The 15,513-nt window shown below is 69.9% G+C and carries 16 protein-coding genes; 6 read left to right on the top strand and 10 right to left on the bottom strand.

What is annotated here, in order from left to right; translation table 11 throughout:
• From sufU to ACIGZJ_RS20485, 7 genes are read right to left on the bottom strand one after another with little or no spacing between them, the layout of a single operon-like run.
• Nucleotides 1-453 (bottom strand): Fe-S cluster assembly sulfur transfer protein SufU, encoded by a 453-nt coding sequence (gene sufU, locus ACIGZJ_RS20515; RefSeq protein WP_392935948.1) that lies wholly within the window; start codon nt 451-453, stop codon nt 1-3.
• A gap of 16 nt (nt 454-469) precedes the next feature.
• A complete protein-coding gene (locus tag ACIGZJ_RS20510) occupies nt 470-1,717 on the bottom strand; it encodes a cysteine desulfurase (RefSeq protein ID WP_392936339.1) in 1,248 nt (415 codons plus the stop codon).
• A gap of 23 nt (nt 1,718-1,740) precedes the next feature.
• Nucleotides 1,741-2,505: a Fe-S cluster assembly ATPase SufC gene (gene sufC, locus ACIGZJ_RS20505; RefSeq protein ID WP_392935946.1), complete on the bottom strand. Its 765-nt coding sequence runs from the start codon at nt 2,503-2,505 to the stop codon at nt 1,741-1,743.
• Nucleotides 2,506-2,511: 6 nt separating this feature from the next.
• On the bottom strand, nt 2,512-2,829 hold the full coding sequence (locus ACIGZJ_RS20500) for a bifunctional 3-phenylpropionate/cinnamic acid dioxygenase ferredoxin subunit (protein ID WP_209411713.1): 318 nt from the start codon (nt 2,827-2,829) through the stop codon (nt 2,512-2,514).
• Nucleotides 2,829-4,061 (bottom strand): Fe-S cluster assembly protein SufD, encoded by a 1,233-nt coding sequence (gene sufD / locus ACIGZJ_RS20495; protein ID WP_392935943.1) that lies wholly within the window; start codon nt 4,059-4,061, stop codon nt 2,829-2,831. The genes ACIGZJ_RS20500 and sufD overlap by 1 nt, the downstream gene beginning before the upstream one ends.
• 56 nt (nt 4,062-4,117) lie before the next feature.
• Complete coding sequence (gene sufB, locus ACIGZJ_RS20490; RefSeq protein WP_387941605.1) at nt 4,118-5,533, bottom strand: Fe-S cluster assembly protein SufB; 1,416 nt, start codon at nt 5,531-5,533, stop codon at nt 4,118-4,120.
• A gap of 9 nt (nt 5,534-5,542) precedes the next feature.
• Complete coding sequence (locus ACIGZJ_RS20485; RefSeq protein ID WP_396458534.1) at nt 5,543-6,382, bottom strand: helix-turn-helix transcriptional regulator; 840 nt, start codon at nt 6,380-6,382, stop codon at nt 5,543-5,545.
• A gap of 301 nt (nt 6,383-6,683) precedes the next feature.
• On the opposite strand from ACIGZJ_RS20485, the gene ACIGZJ_RS20480 reads away from it, so the two are divergent.
• Nucleotides 6,684-7,610 (top strand): ABC transporter ATP-binding protein, encoded by a 927-nt coding sequence (locus ACIGZJ_RS20480; RefSeq protein WP_396458533.1) that lies wholly within the window; start codon nt 6,684-6,686, stop codon nt 7,608-7,610.
• Nucleotides 7,607-8,377 carry an ABC transporter permease gene (locus ACIGZJ_RS20475; RefSeq protein WP_396458532.1) on the top strand — a complete coding sequence of 257 codons (771 nt, stop codon included), beginning with the start codon at nt 7,607-7,609 and terminating at the stop codon, nt 8,375-8,377. Before ACIGZJ_RS20480 ends, ACIGZJ_RS20475 begins: the two co-directional genes overlap by 4 nt.
• Nucleotides 8,378-8,430: 53 nt before the next feature.
• Here ACIGZJ_RS20475 and ACIGZJ_RS20470 read toward each other — a convergent pair whose 3' ends face one another.
• On the bottom strand, nt 8,431-9,759 hold the full coding sequence (locus ACIGZJ_RS20470) for a tetratricopeptide repeat protein (protein WP_396458531.1): 1,329 nt from the start codon (nt 9,757-9,759) through the stop codon (nt 8,431-8,433).
• 212 nt (nt 9,760-9,971) lie between these two features.
• Between ACIGZJ_RS20470 and ACIGZJ_RS20465 the strand changes: the two genes are divergently transcribed.
• Nucleotides 9,972-10,130 (top strand): hypothetical protein, encoded by a 159-nt coding sequence (locus ACIGZJ_RS20465; protein ID WP_396458530.1) that lies wholly within the window; start codon nt 9,972-9,974, stop codon nt 10,128-10,130.
• An 84-nt stretch (nt 10,131-10,214) separates the two neighbouring features.
• Nucleotides 10,215-11,795 (top strand): asparagine synthase-related protein, encoded by a 1,581-nt coding sequence (locus ACIGZJ_RS20460; RefSeq protein WP_396458529.1) that lies wholly within the window; start codon nt 10,215-10,217, stop codon nt 11,793-11,795.
• Between the two features lie 52 nt (nt 11,796-11,847).
• Here ACIGZJ_RS20460 and ACIGZJ_RS20455 read toward each other — a convergent pair whose 3' ends face one another.
• On the bottom strand, nt 11,848-12,273 hold the full coding sequence (locus tag ACIGZJ_RS20455; RefSeq protein WP_396458528.1) for a hypothetical protein: 426 nt from the start codon (nt 12,271-12,273) through the stop codon (nt 11,848-11,850).
• Between the two features lie 355 nt (nt 12,274-12,628).
• On the opposite strand from ACIGZJ_RS20455, the gene ACIGZJ_RS20450 reads away from it, so the two are divergent.
• Together ACIGZJ_RS20450 and ACIGZJ_RS20445 are read left to right on the top strand one after the other, a co-directional pair.
• Nucleotides 12,629-13,876: a sensor histidine kinase gene (locus ACIGZJ_RS20450; protein ID WP_396458527.1), complete on the top strand. Its 1,248-nt coding sequence runs from the start codon at nt 12,629-12,631 to the stop codon at nt 13,874-13,876.
• Nucleotides 13,864-14,514: a response regulator gene (locus tag ACIGZJ_RS20445; protein ID WP_396458526.1), complete on the top strand. Its 651-nt coding sequence runs from the start codon at nt 13,864-13,866 to the stop codon at nt 14,512-14,514. The genes ACIGZJ_RS20450 and ACIGZJ_RS20445 overlap by 13 nt, the downstream gene beginning before the upstream one ends.
• Before the next feature lie 29 nt (nt 14,515-14,543).
• Here ACIGZJ_RS20445 and ACIGZJ_RS20440 read toward each other — a convergent pair whose 3' ends face one another.
• Nucleotides 14,544-15,491: a YhjD/YihY/BrkB family envelope integrity protein gene (locus ACIGZJ_RS20440; protein ID WP_396458525.1), complete on the bottom strand. Its 948-nt coding sequence runs from the start codon at nt 15,489-15,491 to the stop codon at nt 14,544-14,546.
• Nucleotides 15,492-15,513: the final 22 nt, after the last annotated feature.

Here is a 15,513-nt window from a genome sequence, read left to right as displayed (position 1 = left end):
TTAGTCGTTGACGGCGGGGTGCTCGGCGAGCGCCTTGGCGGTGGCGTCCTTCCAGGCCATCCAGCTCAGCAGCGCGCACTTGACCCGGGCCGGGTACTTGGAGACGCCGGCGAACGCGACCGCGTCCTCCAGCACCTCCTCGTCGCCCTCGCCCTGGCCCTTGCTCTGCATCAGCTCCAGGAAGGCCTCCTGGACGGCCTGCGCGTCGCCGACGCTCTTGCCGACCACCAGGTCGTTCAGCACCGAGGCGCTGGCCTGACTGATCGAACAGCCCTGGGACTCGTACGAGACGTCCGCGACCGTGGCGCCGTCGAGCCGCACCCGCAGGGTGATCTCGTCGCCACACGTCGGGTTGACGTGGTGCACCTCGGCGTCACCGGGCCGCAGTCCCTTGCCGTGGGGGTTGCGGTAGTGGTCCAGGATGATGTCCTGGTACATCGAGTCGAGCTTCATGTCGTGGGCCGTCCTGTCAGCCGAAGAAGTTCCGGACGTGGTGGAGGCCGTCGATCAGGGCGTCCACCTCACCGGGCGTCGAGTACAGGTAGAACGACGCCCGCGTGGTCGCCGGAATTCCGTACCGCAGGCAGACCGGCCGTGCGCAGTGGTGGCCGACGCGCACGGCGATGCCCTGCTCGTCCAGCACCTGGCCCACGTCGTGCGGGTGGATGTCGCCCAGCGTGAACGAGATCGCCGCACCGCGGTCCACGGCCGTGCGCGGGCCGATGATCCGCAGGTCCGGGACCTCCAGCAGCCGCTCGACCGCGTACTCGGTGATCGCGTGCTCGTGCGCGGCGATCCGGTCCATGCCGATGGCCGACAGGTAGTCGATGGCCGCACCGAGACCGACCGCCTGGGCGATCGGCGGGGTGCCGGCCTCGAACTTGTGCGGCGCCGGGGCGTAGGTGGACGAGCCCATCGTGACGGTCTCGATCATCTCGCCGCCGCCGAGGAACGGCGGGAGGTCCTCCAGCAGCTCCTGGCGGCCCCAGAGCACGCCGATGCCGGTCGGCGCCAGCATCTTGTGGCCGGTGAAGGCGACGAAGTCCGCCTCCAGCGCCTGCACGTCCAGCACCATGTGCGGCGCGGCCTGCGAGGCGTCGATGACGACCAGCGCGCCGACCGACTGGGCCTTGCGGACGATGGCCTCGACCGGGTTGACCGTGCCGAGGAGGTTGGAGACCAGCGTGAACGAGACGACCTTGGTCTTCTCGGTGATCAGCTCGTCGATGTTGGACAGGTCGAGCCGGCCCTCGTCGGTCAGCCCGAACCACTTCAGCTTCGCGCCGGTGCGCTGCGAGAGCAGCTGCCACGGGACGATGTTGGAGTGGTGCTCCATCTCCGTGATGACGATCTCGGACTCGGCGTCGACCCGGTACGGCTCGTCCGCCCAGGTCAGCATGTTGGCGACCAGGTTGAGCGACTCCGAGGCGTTCTTGGTGAAGACCACCTCGTTGCGGCTCGGCGCGTTGATGAAGGCCGCGACCTTGTCACGGGCGCCCTCGTAGAGCGCCGTGGCCTCCTCGGCGAGCACGTGCACGCCGCGGTGGACGTTGGAGTTGTGCCGCTCGTAGTAGGCGTTCAGGGCTTCCAGCACCTGGCGCGGCTTCTGCGAGGTCGCCGCGTTGTCCAGGTAGACCAGCGGCTTGTCGTCGTGCAGCAGCCGCTGCAGGACGGGGAAGTCCTTGCGGATCGCATCGGTGTCGAGCAGGCCCGACAGAACCGCCGACTCGTGAGTATGGGTCACTCGGAAGCGCCGCCCTTCACGTAGGACTCGTAGCCCTCGTTCTCCAGCTTGTCGGCCAGCTCGGCACCGCCGGACTCGACGATGCGGCCGGCCGCGAAGACGTGGACGTAGTCGGGCTTGATGTACCGCAGGATGCGGGTGTAGTGGGTCACCAGCAGGGTGCCGACCTCGCCGGTCGAGCGGACCCGGTTGATGCCCTCGGAGACGATGCGCAGCGCGTCGACGTCCAGGCCGGAGTCGGTCTCGTCGAGGATCGCGATCTTCGGCTTGAGCAGCTCCAGCTGGAGGATCTCGTGGCGCTTCTTCTCGCCGCCGGAGAAGCCCTCGTTGACGTTGCGCTCGGCGAACGCCGGGTCCATCTGAAGGGCGGCCATCGCCTCCTTGACCTCCTTCACCCACAGCCGCAGCTTGGGGGCGTCGCCGCGGACGGCGGTGGCGGCGGTGCGCAGGAAGTTGGAGACCGAGACACCGGGGACCTCGACCGGGTACTGCATGGCCAGGAAGACGCCGGCCCGGGCGCGCTCGTCGACGGACATCTCCAGGACGTCCTCACCGTCCAGCAGCACCGAGCCGCCGGTGACGGTGTACTTCGGGTGGCCGGCCAGCGAGTAGGCCAGGGTGGACTTGCCGGAGCCGTTCGGACCCATGATCGCGTGGGTCTCGCCCTGCTTCACGGTCAGGTCGACGCCCTTCAGGATCTCCCGGGGGCCGTTCTCGGCCTCGACGGAGACGTGCAGGTCGCGGATTTCAAGGGTTGCCATGTGTACTCAGGACTCCTGGTTGACGGAGACGAGCACATCGTCCCCTTCGATCTTTACGGGGTAGACAGCGACCGGCTTGGTGGCGGGCAGGCCGGAGGGCTTGCCGGTGCGCAGGTCGAAGCTGGAGCCGTGCAGCCAGCACTCGATCATGCAGTCCTCGACCTCGCCCTCGGAGAGGGAGACGTTCGCGTGCGAGCAGGTGTCGTTGATCGCGAACACCCCCTCGTCGGTGCGCACGACGGAGACCGGCACGCCGTTGAGGTCGACGCGCCGGGGCACGTCCTCGGCCAGCTCGCTCAGCGCGCAGGCACGGAGAAAACTCATCAGACCGCCGCTTCCAGCTCGGCCTCGATCTTCTCCATCAGGTGGTCCTGGATCTCGGCGACGCCGATCTGCTGGACCAGCTCGGCGAAGAAGCCGCGGACCACCAGGCGGCGGGCCTCGTCGGCCGGGATGCCGCGGGCCTGCAGGTAGAAGAGCTGCTCGTCGTCGAAGCGGCCCGTCGCCGAGGCGTGGCCGGCGCCGACGATCTCGCCGGTCTCGATCTCCAGGTTCGGGATGGAGTCCACCCGGGCGCCGTCGGTGAGCACCAGGTTGCGGTTGAGCTCGTAGGTGTCGGTGCCCTCGGCGGCGGCGCGGATCAGCACGTCGCCGACCCAGACCGCGTGCGCGTCCTTGCCCTGCAGCGCGCCCTTGTAGACCACGTTGGAGCGGCAGTGCGGGGTGTCGTGGTCGATGACCAGACGGTGCTCCAGGTGCTGGCCGGCGTCGGCGAAGTAGAGGCCGAAGAGCTCGGCCTCGCCGCCCGGTCCGGCGTAGGAGATCCGCGGGTGGATGCGGACGACGTCGCCGCCGAAGCTGACGACCACGGACTTCAGCGAGGCGTCCCGGCCGACCAGGGCTGTCTGCTGGGCCACGTGCACCGCGTCCCGGTCCCAGTCCTGGACGGAGACGAAGGTCAGCTTGGCGCCGTCGCCGACCAGCAGCTCGACGTTGGCGGCCCGGGTACCGGTACCGGTGTGGTTGATGACCACGACGGCCTCGGCGAACGGCTTGACGTCGACCACCACGTGGGCGAAGCGGGTGCCGCCCTCGCCGTGCACGTCGATCTTGACCGGCTCGGTGAGCACCGTCTCCTTGGGGACGGTGACCACGAGCGCCTGCTCGAAGGCGCTGAAGGCCTGGGCGGCGACCCGGTCGACCGGCTTGCCGGCCTTGCCCAGGCGGGCGTCGTCGCGGCCGACCGTCTCGGCGGTGACGCCGTCCGGCAGGCTCAGCTCGACCTTGTCCTCGCCCTTCTCGGCCTCGGCGGCGGTGCCGTCGTGCAGGCCGCCGAGACGGTGCAGCGGGGTGAACCGCCAGTCCTCCTCGCGCCCGGTCGGCACCGGGAAGTCGCCCACCTCGAAGGAGGGCTTGACCGCGACCCGGGCGTCGATCGGCTGCTGGACGGTGGCGCGGCCGGTGCCGGGGCCGGCGAGCTGCGCGCCCGCGCCGGCGGTACCGACCTCGATCGAACCGGCGGTGGTGGAGCCGGTGGGGGTGTTGACGTCAGCCATGGCTGTCGTGGTGCTCTCTTCCTAGGAATGCGGACGGGACCGTGTGCGGCTGCGTATCAGCCGACAGAGCCTTCCATCTGCAGCTCGATCAGCCGGTTCAGCTCCAGCGCGTACTCCATCGGCAGCTCGCGCGCGATCGGCTCGACGAAGCCGCGGACGATCATCGCCATCGCCTCGAACTCGGTCATGCCCCGGCTCATCAGGTAGAAGAGCTGGTCCTCGCTGACCTTGGAGACCGTCGCCTCGTGGCCCATCGACACGTCGTCCTCGCGGACGTCCACGTACGGGTAGGTGTCCGAGCGGGAGATGGTGTCGACCAGCAGCGCGTCGCAGAGCACGTTGGACTTGGCGCCCTTGGAGCCCTCGCCGATCTCGATCAGACCGCGGTAGGAGGTGCGGCCGCCGCCTCGCGCCACCGACTTGGAGACGATGTTGGAGGAGGTGTTCGGCGCCATGTGGACCATCTTGGCGCCGGCGTCCTGGTGCTGGCCCTCGCCCGCGAAGGCGATCGACAGGGTCTCGCCCTTGGCGTGCTCGCCCATCAGGTAGACGGCCGGGTACTTCATGGTGACCTTGGAGCCGATGTTGCCGTCGACCCACTCCATGGTCGCGCCCTCGTACGCCACGGCGCGCTTGGTGACCAGGTTGTAGACGTTGTTCGACCAGTTCTGGATGGTCGTGTAGCGGCAGCGGCCGCCCTTCTTGACGATGATCTCCACGACCGCGGAGTGCAGCGAGTCCGAGGAGTAGATCGGCGCGGTGCAGCCCTCGACGTAGTGGACGTAGGCGTCCTCGTCGACGATGATCAGCGTCCGCTCGAACTGGCCCATGTTCTCGGTGTTGATCCGGAAGTAGGCCTGGAGCGGGATGTCGACGTGGACACCCTTCGGCACGTAGATGAAGGAGCCGCCGGACCAGACCGCCGTGTTCAGCGCGGCGAACTTGTTGTCGCCGGCCGGGATGACGGTGCCGAAGTACTCCTTGAAGATCTCCGGGTGCTCCTTGAGCGCGGTGTCGGTGTCCAGGAAGAGGACGCCCTGCTCCTCCAGGTCCTCACGGATCTGGTGGTAGACCACCTCGGACTCGTACTGCGCGGCCACACCGGCCACCAGCCGCTGCTTCTCCGCCTCCGGGATGCCCAGCCGGTCGTAGGTCGCCTTGATGTCGGCGGGCAGGTCCTCCCACGACTCGGCCTGCTTCTCGGTCGAGCGGACGAAGTACTTGATGTTGTCGAAGTCGATGCCGGTGAGGTCCGAGCCCCAGGTCGGCATGGGCTTCTTGCCGAACAGCTTCAGGCCCTTGAGGCGAAGGTTCAGCATCCACTCGGACTCGCTCTTCTTCGCCGAGATGTCGCGGACGACGTCCTCGCTGAGCCCGCGCTTGGCGGTGGCACCGGCGGTGTCCGGGTCCGCCCAGCCGTACTCGTAGGTGCCCAGGCCTTCGAGCTCCGGGTGCGAAACGGTGTCAGTCATGCGAGCTTCCTAACGCGCGGAGGCTGAATCATCGGTGGACGTACCGGCAGTCGGCACTGCATCGGAGCCGCCTGCGGAGCGCAGGGCGGGCGACGATGCGGCACCGGGTGCCGGCACATAGGTGGTGCAGACCCCGTCGCCGTGGGCGATCGTGGCCAGCCGTTGCACATGGGTGCCCAGCAGCTGGGAGAAGACCTCGGTCTCCGCCTCGCAGAGCTGCGGGAACTGCTCGGCGATGTGCGCGACCGGGCAGTGGTGCTGGCAGAGCTGGGCGCCCGCCGGGGCTTTCGCCGCGGCCGACGGGACTCTGCGCACCGTGGCAGCGTACCCGTCGGCGCTCAGCGCCTGGGCGAGCGCCTCGGTGCGCTCTGCGGCCTCGACCTGGTCCAGCGCGTCGAGGTACCGCTCGCCCTGCTTGCCGAAGCGGGCCCGCGCGAAGGCGGCGACCGCCTCCTCGCCGGCCTTGCCGCCGCCGACCGCGTCGGAGATCCAGCGCAGGGCGTCGGCGGCGAGCTGGTCGTACGCCTGGTAGAAGGCGTCCCGACCGGCGTCGGTGAGGGCGAAGACCTTGGCCGGGCGGCCCCGGCCCCGGCTGCCGTACACCCGCTGCTCGCGGGCGTCGACCAGCCCGGCGGCGGCCAGTCCGTCCAGGTGGCGGCGGACCGCCGCGCTGGTCAGACCGAGCCGGTTGGCCAGGTCGGTGGCGGAGGACGGGCCGTGGTCCAGGATCGATCGGGCGACCCGGTCCCGGGTGGCGCGGTGGCCGTCCAGCAGCACCTCGGCCGCCGTCGCGGGCACGGCGCAGCCGGGGGCCGACTCGGCCTCCTGGTGCGTGGCGTGCTCGCGCATGTTTTTCACAACACCAGTGTTGCGTAATTACTTCCGGGAGGACAAGCCGTGACCCACGCCTCATCCGTGGCATCTGTCACGCAGGTAAGGCTTACCTGACCTGCGAAAACGATCAATGGAGGCCGTTCCCCGCCCGGTTCCCCGCCGGTTCCCCGCCGGTCACTTCGGCCGTCCCGGGCCCGTCTGCGGGAAGCCCACCCATCTGGAATCCGCCCCTCCGCAAACCCCCGCCGCCCCGGGCCGTCGCCGCGGCCCGGCCTCCCGTCCGGCCGCCGTGTTCGGTCCTCTTAGACTCGCCGGTATGCACTCCGAACCCGCGGTCCAGATCACCGGGCTGGTCAAGCGCTACGGCGAGAAGACCGCGGTGGACGGTCTCGACCTCGTCATCGCGCGCGGCGCCGTCACCGCCGTCCTCGGCCCCAACGGCGCCGGGAAGACCACCACCATCGAGGTCTGCGAGGGCTATCGCCGCCCCGACGCCGGCACCGTCCGCGTCCTCGGCCTCGACCCGGTCGCCCAGGGCGCCGAGCTGCGCCCGCGGATCGGCGTGATGTTGCAGTCGGGCGGCGTGTACGCGGGCGCGCGCGCCGTCGAGATGCTGCGGCACACCGCGAAGCTGCACGCCCACCCGCTGGACGTGGACGCCCTGGTCGAGCGGCTCGGGCTCGGCTCCTGCGGCCGCACCACCTACCGGCGGCTCTCCGGCGGCCAGCAGCAGCGGCTCGCCCTCGCGATGGCCGTGGTCGGCCGCCCGGAGCTGGTCTTCCTGGACGAGCCCACCGCCGGGCTCGACCCGCAGGCCCGGCACGCCACCTGGGAGCTGGTCCGCGACCTGCGCCGGGACGGCGTCACCGTGGTCGTCACCACCCACCACATGGACGAGGCCGAGCAGCTCGCCGACCGGGTCGCCATCGTCGACCGCGGCCGGGTGGTCACCGAGGGCACCCCCGAGGAGCTCTGCCGCGGCGGCGCCGAGTCCACGCTGCGCTTCGACGGGCCGCCCGGGCTGGACCTCGGCCCGCTGCTCAAGGAACTGCCCGAGGGCGCCACCGCCACCGAGCCCACCCCCGGCGGCTACCTGATCGGGGCGCCCGTGGACCCGCAGCTGCTGGCCACCGTCACCGGCTGGTGCGCGGCCTCCGGCATCCTCCCCGAGCGGCTCTCCGTGCAGCGCCGCAGCCTCGAGGACGTCTTCCTCGACCTGACCGGACGGGACCTCCGCTCATGACCTCCGTGGACTACTCCCCGAAGCCGGGCGCCGCGTCCGTCGGCCGGATGCTGCTCGCGCAGACCGCCTTCGAGACGAGGATGCTGCTGCGCAACGGCGAACAGCTGCTGCTCACGGTGATCATCCCGACGGTGCTGCTCGTCCTCTTTTCTTCCGTCGACATCGTCGCGGTGGAGGGCCCCGGCAAGCGGGTCGACTTCCTGGCGCCGGGCCTGCTCGCGCTGGCCGTGATGTCCACCGCCTTCACCGGGCAGGCCATCGCCACCGGCTTCGAGCGGCGGTACGGCGTGCTGAAGCGGCTCGGCGCCAGCCCGCTGCCGCGCTGGGCGCTGCTGACCGCGAAGACGGGCTGCGTGCTGGTGACGGAGGCGCTGCAGGTGGCGCTGCTGAGCGTGATCGCGCTGGCGCTCGGCTGGTCCCCGCAGGGGGATCCGTTCAGCGTCGTCGCCCTGCTGGCGCTCGGGACGGCCGCGTTCTCGGGCCTCGGGCTGCTGATGGCCGGGACGCTCAAGGCGGAGGCCACGCTGGCCGCGGCCAACCTGGTCTTCATCCTGCTGCTGCTGGCCGGCGGCGTGGTCGTGCCGCTGAGCAGGTTCCCCGCGGCGGTCCAGTCGGTGCTGGAGCTGACCCCGATCGCGGCGCTGTCCGACGGCCTGCGGTCCGTCCTCCAGACCGGCGCGGGCGTGCCGTGGGCCGACCTCGGCATCCTGACCGGCTGGTCGGTACTCGGCCTGGCCGCAGCGGCCCGTTTCTTCCGCTGGGAGTGACCCCGGCGGCCGCGCACACCGGCCACCACGATCCTCCTTCGGGCCGCCAGGGCTCACCTGGCCATGGACCGGGCCCGGTCGTCGAGCTCGCGGACGTGAGGGCTACCGAGGTACGGCTTGATCATCGCCTGCATCCGGCGGAATCGGTCGTCGGCTCGACCGGACTGAACCAGCGGGTACTCATCGAGGACCAGGTGCCAGTCCGCGCAGGCTTCCTCGACGCGGCCGGCCGTGAACTTCCGCTCGGCGAGCATGGCCCCGTACCGAACCCTCGTCCTCCGGTAGACGGGCTCGCGAATCCGGTGGGACTCCTGCATCGACTCGATGGCGCCTTTCAAGTCACCTAGCTCATAATGGACTTGGGAAAGGTGATAGTGCAGGGCCGATGGGTCGTAGGAACCGATGGCCTTGGCCTGCGACTCGGCCTTCTCCATCGCCGTCTCAGCCTGCTGGATTCGCAGAAGTGCGAGCGGCCGGTCTCCGACCAGGGCTGCCGCGTGGGCTTCCTGTCCCGCCAGGAACGCCCGCATCCGAGGTCCGGCCTGGGGCGACGCAGCGGATGCCCCCTCGGCCAGTCTCATGGCTGTGGCGCCGTCACCAAGGTCGCCGTGCATGACGCTCATGCCACGCAGTGTCGTGCAGTACGTCAGTTCGTCGCCCGCGAGCCGGGCCAGCTCCAGGGCCTTGACGTAGTACTGATTGGCAAGGCCGTCAAGGCGTTCGTCCATGGCCATGTAACCGGTCAGGTAGCAGTGGTCGGCCGCAGCGGACAGCATCGCCCTCCGAACATCGTCCGGAGCTTCGGCCCGCAGAAACGGCCCAATCGCATTGACCAGGTAGGACGCCGCCATGGGTCGTGCATACCGACCCCCCTGCCGGTCGTCGATGCCGCTGATGAGGTCGGTCATCGCGATGACCGACTCGACCTCTCCGCGACCGATACGCAGGTTCGGATCGGTCTGGATCATGTCGATCCGCCCGATGACGTCCTGCCAGCCGGGGATCGCCAGCACCGCCGAGTAGAGGCCGGCGCCGAGCACCGCGCGCCGGGACGGGTCCATGTCCGCACGTGCGAGATCCATCAGCCCAGTAACCGGATTCCCACCGCCCGCGTCAAGCCTCGGGCCACCGAACCCCGCCTCCATCGATGTCACCGGCCGTTTCAACCGCGCGGACAGCACCTGGAGGATCAGCTCCTGCGTCCTCACACGCGGACTGGTGCCGTCGATCAACCAGTGACTGACCGACGAGGCGTCGCACTTGAGTGCAAGGCCGACTCGGGTGCCGGCCGCATTGATGGCCCTGGCGAACTGGCCGTGTTGCCAGCCCGACTCATACAACAGCCCTGCAAGCGCACTGTTCTGACGATCCATAGTCGACATGTCGGGCATTCTGCCCGATGGTTCAGCGCTTTCAACTCCTGATCACAACCAGGCAGTTACCGAGCGCACCCACCCGGCAGTTGTCTGTTCCCGTAAGGCCCGAGCAGACAGGCACACCCTTGGGCCGAGCCGGCACCGGCAGTCCCGCCGACGCCGGGCCTCCCCCGCAACTAAGGGGAGGCCATCCGATCGCAGACGAAGGGAACAACCCAGTGAACGTCACCGACGAAGCGATGCTCATCGAGGCCGCCGACCGGATCTTCGGTGACGAGCCGGCGTACGAGGTCATGGACACCACCGACCGGTACTCGTACAAGAAGATCGCCGGGTCCAGTGACTCCGTCCAGACGTACGACACCACGGCCGTCTGACAGCCCTCGTACCGGCCGCAGCAGCCTCGGCTGCTGCGGCCGGTACGCGTCCCATACCCCAGACGCACGAAGGGCAGGCTGCCGATGCTCCACCTGCGCATCTCCCACGATGACCTCACGCTCGGCGATACCTGGACGTGGGCGGGCGACCACTGGCGGTGCAAGTCGTCCTGGATCGAGCCGTACCGCCACGAGCTGACCCACCAGGCCGCATTGACCGACGGGCTCCGCACCGTCTTCATCTCCGCCGCCAGGAGAACCGGTACCGGCCCCGGCCGCCCCGAAATCGCGCGCATGTCCACCAGCGCATACGACAACAGGCTCTGCGATCTCCGAACAACCTGGAACGACTGGGTGACAGTTGAAACCAGGCCAGGCCAGGAGGTCCGGGTCAGGACCGGCACCGAGTGCACAGCACCGCAGTACCTCGCTGCCGCCGACGGCGTGCTGCACGGCTCGTGGGACCTCGCGCACCTGCGCGATCACCAAAGGCCGGACCGCCTCGACCACCTGGCCGTCACCCGCCACCTCGCCCTGCGCGCGCGATACACGGCCGCCACCTTCTGGCAGGGCATCCGGCTCCTCACCGAGCGGGCCACCGCTCGCTTCGGGCGGGACGGTTCACTCGTCATCCAGTTCCCACGGCCTGCGACCCACTCCCGTGCACGCTCCCTTCAGAAGGGCAGGGATCCCGTCCCGCTGTTCCTTGACCTCCTCAGCCGGTCCGTCGCCCGGCTGCCCTGGACGGGCTCCAGAACCGCCGTGCAGTTGTCGGGCGGCATGGACTCCACCGTCGTCGCTCTAGCCCTGCGGACAACCCCACAGCGCATCGGAGTAACCGCCGGAACCGTACTGCTGGACGCCGAGCGAGGACTCCAACAGGCCGAACGTCGAAGACTGATCCTGGAGTACATCGCCTCCGGCTGGTCGAGCGTGACCGTCAACGCCCTCGACCAGCTGCCATACGGGCCGGCCTCCCGCTACAGCCGTCCCCAGTGGACCTCCCCGTACGATGACATCTACGCCGATGCCCTCGGCTCACTCTCCGGGCGGTTCACCGACCGTGGCATCAATGCCGTGTTCACCGGGATCGGCGGCGACGAGCTGATGGCGACGACCGCCGCCGAGGACGTAGGCGGCTGGGGCGGGTTCGAACCCGCAGACACGCCGCCGTGGCTCGGCCCCGCCGCCCTCGCTTCCCTCCTGGAGATCGACACCGCGATCACCCCGGCTGCCGTCGTTCCCGAGACCGCGCTCATGGCCAAGACCGTATGCGGGCCCGCGTTCCTGCGACGCGGCATCTGGCCGATCCATCCGCTCACCGACCCGGTACTCGTTCGGCTGTGCGAGTGGATGCCGCTGGAATGGCGGGAGAGAAAGCGCCTCCTTCGCGAGGTCATCGCCCGCACCGGCCTGCCCGCGCAGGTCGCCCACCCGCCGCTCGCCGAGAACTTCCAACAGGTCATCACACTCGCGATGCGCCGCCATGGGGTACCCCGCCTCCGACAGATCCTCGCCGAGGGATCACCGCTGATCGAAGTCGGGCTCCTCGACCCGGACGGCCTCGGCGCCGTCGCGGGCCGACTGGAGGCCGGTACCACGGCGGACGGTGACCACGAGGTCGTGTTCGCGCTCCTCGCGGACTCCGCGCTCACCCGGCGTTGAGAACGCGGTGGTCACCAGCGGGAACACCCTGCCGGTGACCACCGCCTGTTGGCTACAGACCCTCGCCGGCCATCATGTCGGCCACTGATGGCATCCGCTCGGCTTCACGCTGCAGCATGAACACCTTCGTCCCGTGACGCTCGGCGACCCGTACGAGGTCCCAACCCTGGGTCTCTTGGTAGTACCTGGCCAGCTGCTCCTGGCCGGTCCCCCGCCGAACCCACTTCAAGCCCAGCTCGGCAGCCCGGTCCAGCGACCACCAGGCGATCAGTCGGCCAAGCCGGTGCGGGTTCGGAACGGTGAACGTCGTCGCCAGGAAGAGAGTCGACTCGGTCCGCTCCTCGTCGGTGAACCCCCAGGGCGGAAGGGACTCGTTCCCGAAGTGAGTCGTACACCCCAAGACTCCCTCGGTGTCGTGCTCCAGCACCCACACCGGGAAGTCCGGGCTCGCGGCCTGCGAACCGTACTCCTGCGCCATGCTCGCGCACTCGCCCAGGCCCCGCGCAGACAACCAGGCCGACCGGGACCGCACCATCGCCGCGATGGCCTGGACATCCGCAGACGTCCCCTCACGCATTCGATACACCACTCGTCTCCCTCCGGCACACCCGTCAACGACCTTATCGGGCCAGGGAGATCGAATCTCGGAGCCTGGTGGGTGATGTCCTCACCGGAGGACACAGTTGGGGCCCTGGAGGCCAACGACGAACCCCGACCCGAGATGCCGTCCGCCCACAGGCCAGGATCAAGATCTGCAGCTGGTACTAGGTTCACCGTGAGATCGGGTACAGGTTTCATGGCACCGTCCTCCTGCGGTGCCCTAGCGTCGTGCCATGACGATTCCAGCTGGACTGAGACGCACGGTCCTCCGGGCGCAGCGGGACACCGGCTTTCTTGCCACTGGTGTGCTGCCGCACCTGGCGCTGGTGCCCGTGTGGGCCTGGGCGGCGACGACCACCGCCAGGACGGGGAACTGGCTCCTCACGGTTTCCGTGTCGGCCGCGCTGGTCCTGTTCGGATCCCCGGTGCTGACGGCCGTTCAGCGGGCTCGCTACCGGGTGCTCATCGGTGTGGACGTCCCCCGGCTCGCCCCCGTCGCACCGGAACAGTGGACGTGGGCCTCGACCGCCCGGAGGCTCGCGGCGGCGCGGCCCTGGCGCAAGATCGGCTACCACCTCCTGCTGGGCCCGCTGTTCGCGCTGCTGGAGCTGCTGGTGCTCGCGGTCGCGGCGGCGGGCCTGGCGGGCGTCGTCGCCTGTGCCTGGTCATGGGCGCTGCCGACCGGAGTCCGCCAGGACTGGTTCGGCTACCTGACCCGGCTGCCGGCGTACACAGCGGCTGGACTCCTCCTGCTGTGCGCCCTGCCCTGGACCGCGCGGGCTGTGGCCCGGGTGGAGACGCGGCTGGCGTTGGGCCTGCTCGGGCCCAGCCGGGCGCAGCGGCTCCAGGAGCGGGTCGATCAGCTGGCCGTGAACCGGACCGACTTGATCGAGGCCGGAGACGCGGAGCGCCGCCGGATCGAGCGCGACCTGCACGACGGCACCCAGCAGCGGTTGGTGTCTCTCGCGGTCAACCTGGGTCTGGCCATCGCCACCCGCCCGGACCTGCCGGATGATGCCCGCGAGGTGATCGCGAGAGCGCACCTGGAGGCGAAGGAGGCGATCGCCGAACTCAATGACCTGGTGCGGGGGCTGCACCCGGCCGTGCTCGAGGACCGGGGTCTGGACGCGGCGTTGTCCGGACTGGCCGCCCGCGCGCCCCTGCCGGTGCGGCTGCGGGTCGATCTGGAGGAGCGGTTGGCGCCCAGCGTGGAGTCGGTCGCGTACTTCGTGATCTCGGAGGCGCTGACCAATGCGACGAAGCACGCCAAGGCGATGCGTGCAGAGGTCAATGTCCGTCGGGTCGGCGAGGTGCTGCGCGTGCGCGTTACCGACGACGGGTTGGGCGGTGCCGACGCCGCCGCCGGCACGGGGCTGACCGGGCTGGCCAAGCGGGTCGGCTCCCTCGACGGGACCTTCCATGTCAGCAGCCCCGTTGGCGGGCCGACCACCATCACCGCGGAGCTGCCGTGCGCGCGGTGATCGCCGAGGACTCGGTGCTGTTGCGGGTCGGCCTGATCAAGGTGCTGGAGATGGGCGGGTTCCAGGTCGCCGCGGAGGCCGGCGACGCGGAGGGGCTGTTGGCGGCGGTGGAGGAGCACCGGCCCGAACTTGCCCTGATCGACGTCCGGATGCCGCCCGGGTTTACCGACGAGGGGGTGCGGGCGGCGCTGGAGATCCGTCGGCGCTGGCCGGGGACGCCGGTGGTGCTGCTCTCTCAGTACGTGGAGGAGCGGTACGCGGCTGACCTGCTGTCTGCGAACACCAGCGGTGTGGGCTACCTGCTCAAGCAGCGGATTGCCGATGTCGCCGACTTCGTGGCGGCGGTCCGGCGAGTGGCGGACGGGGGCACGGCCCTGGACCCTCAGGTCGTCGCCCAGTTGCTGCTGCGGCGCGACAGCGACCCGCTCGCGCGGCTGACCCCCCGCGAACGGGAGGTGCTCGGCCTGATGGCCGAGGGGCGCTCCAATGCCGGCATCGCGCAGGCGCTGGTGGTCGGCGAGAGTGCCGTGGCGAAGCACATCAACAACATCTTCGCCAAGCTTGACCTGCCCGTGGTCGACGCGGACCACCGCCGCGTCCTGGCCGTGCTGCGGTTCCTCGGAGCGTCCCGGGCCTGACCTTCCCATCCGTGATCACGATCTACGGCTCAGGGTCCGTCGGGCTCCTTGGGCCGGCGGTAGCGGGCGATCTGCTGCCGGGTGCTGTGCCACCGTGAGCGCGCCTGGTCGATCACGGTGTGCCATTCGCGGCGGATCTCGTCGTCGGGCGGGCGCTCGCCCCTGGCGATGCCGACGAGCTCCTCGCGCACCTCCCGCCCGAGTGCGGCCGATCCGACGATGACGACCATGACGCCGAAGAGTGCCGAGAGCGTCGCGAAGACGGCGCCCACCGCGCCGTAGCGGGTGGCCGAGGAACTGAACAGGTGCGGCAGGTAGACCGTCGCGCCCACCGAGTACACCGCCACCAGGACGCCCCCGACGGCTCCGAACGGGATCAGGGCGCGCCAGGCGATCCGCCGCGCGGTGAGGATCCAACCGCTCCAGACGAGGAAGGCCGCGGTCACCGGCGCCTCGACCGCGGCCGCGGCCACCCCCAGGCGCCCGTGGCCGAGGAACCCGTAGACCAGGCCGGTGACCGTCCCGTAGCCCGCGAGGCCGGCCACCCACAACAGGTCGTTCAGCGTGTTGCGCACACTGAGCGGCCTGAGCTCCCAGGTCTGTTCGAACAGGCGCTGGACCGCACGCGCGAAGCTCAGCACCGAGATCACGAGGAACACCGCCCCGAAGATGCCGACGGTCGTACTGGTGTCGGACGACAGCGAGAGGACCTCCCGGACGGCCTCGGCGCCTTCCCCGGTGAGCTGGTAGCGGTTGATGATCCGGTCCGCCGCGTCCTGGTGTCCCGTGTGCGTCAGGATGCTGCCGACGAGGATCGAGAGCGGGACCGTCGCGGCCAGCGCCCCGGCGGCCAGGGCCATCGAGCGGTCGAAGCCCACGAGCCTCTGGAAGCGGCTGAAGCAACGGAGGGCGAAGGCCGGACGCAGCCAGAACGTCAGCGTTCTGATGACGCGTTCGCGGCTGGTCTGGGCCGTCATGCGCTCCTTGGATCCCCGAGGT

The organism is Kitasatospora sp. NPDC052868, assembly GCF_044547105.1.
Classification (GTDB): domain Bacteria; phylum Actinomycetota; class Actinomycetes; order Streptomycetales; family Streptomycetaceae; genus Kitasatospora.
The sequence above is the reverse complement of the archived record's forward strand: the minus strand, read 5'-3'. Positions and strand labels throughout refer to the sequence as shown.

What these genes read in the sequence shown, in the direction of transcription:
- sufU (WP_392935948.1), bottom strand. Translation starts at nt 453, where the DNA reads ATGAAGCTCGACTCGATGTACCAGGACATCATCCTGGACCACTACCGC.
- sufC (WP_392935946.1), bottom strand. Translation starts at nt 2,505, where the DNA reads ATGGCAACCCTTGAAATCCGCGACCTGCACGTCTCCGTCGAGGCCGAG.
- ACIGZJ_RS20500 (WP_209411713.1), bottom strand. Translation starts at nt 2,829, where the DNA reads ATGAGTTTTCTCCGTGCCTGCGCGCTGAGCGAGCTGGCCGAGGACGTG.
- sufD (WP_392935943.1), bottom strand. Translation starts at nt 4,061, where the DNA reads ATGGCTGACGTCAACACCCCCACCGGCTCCACCACCGCCGGTTCGATC.
- sufB (WP_387941605.1), bottom strand. Translation starts at nt 5,533, where the DNA reads ATGACTGACACCGTTTCGCACCCGGAGCTCGAAGGCCTGGGCACCTAC.
- ACIGZJ_RS20485 (WP_396458534.1), bottom strand. Translation starts at nt 6,382, where the DNA reads ATGCGCGAGCACGCCACGCACCAGGAGGCCGAGTCGGCCCCCGGCTGC.
- ACIGZJ_RS20480 (WP_396458533.1), top strand. Translation starts at nt 6,684, where the DNA reads ATGCACTCCGAACCCGCGGTCCAGATCACCGGGCTGGTCAAGCGCTAC.
- ACIGZJ_RS20475 (WP_396458532.1), top strand. Translation starts at nt 7,607, where the DNA reads ATGACCTCCGTGGACTACTCCCCGAAGCCGGGCGCCGCGTCCGTCGGC.
- ACIGZJ_RS20470 (WP_396458531.1), bottom strand. Translation starts at nt 9,759, where the DNA reads ATGTCGACTATGGATCGTCAGAACAGTGCGCTTGCAGGGCTGTTGTAT.
- ACIGZJ_RS20460 (WP_396458529.1), top strand. Translation starts at nt 10,215, where the DNA reads ATGCTCCACCTGCGCATCTCCCACGATGACCTCACGCTCGGCGATACC.
- ACIGZJ_RS20455 (WP_396458528.1), bottom strand. Translation starts at nt 12,273, where the DNA reads ATGGCGCAGGAGTACGGTTCGCAGGCCGCGAGCCCGGACTTCCCGGTG.
- ACIGZJ_RS20450 (WP_396458527.1), top strand. Translation starts at nt 12,629, where the DNA reads ATGACGATTCCAGCTGGACTGAGACGCACGGTCCTCCGGGCGCAGCGG.
- ACIGZJ_RS20440 (WP_396458525.1), bottom strand. Translation starts at nt 15,491, where the DNA reads ATGACGGCCCAGACCAGCCGCGAACGCGTCATCAGAACGCTGACGTTC.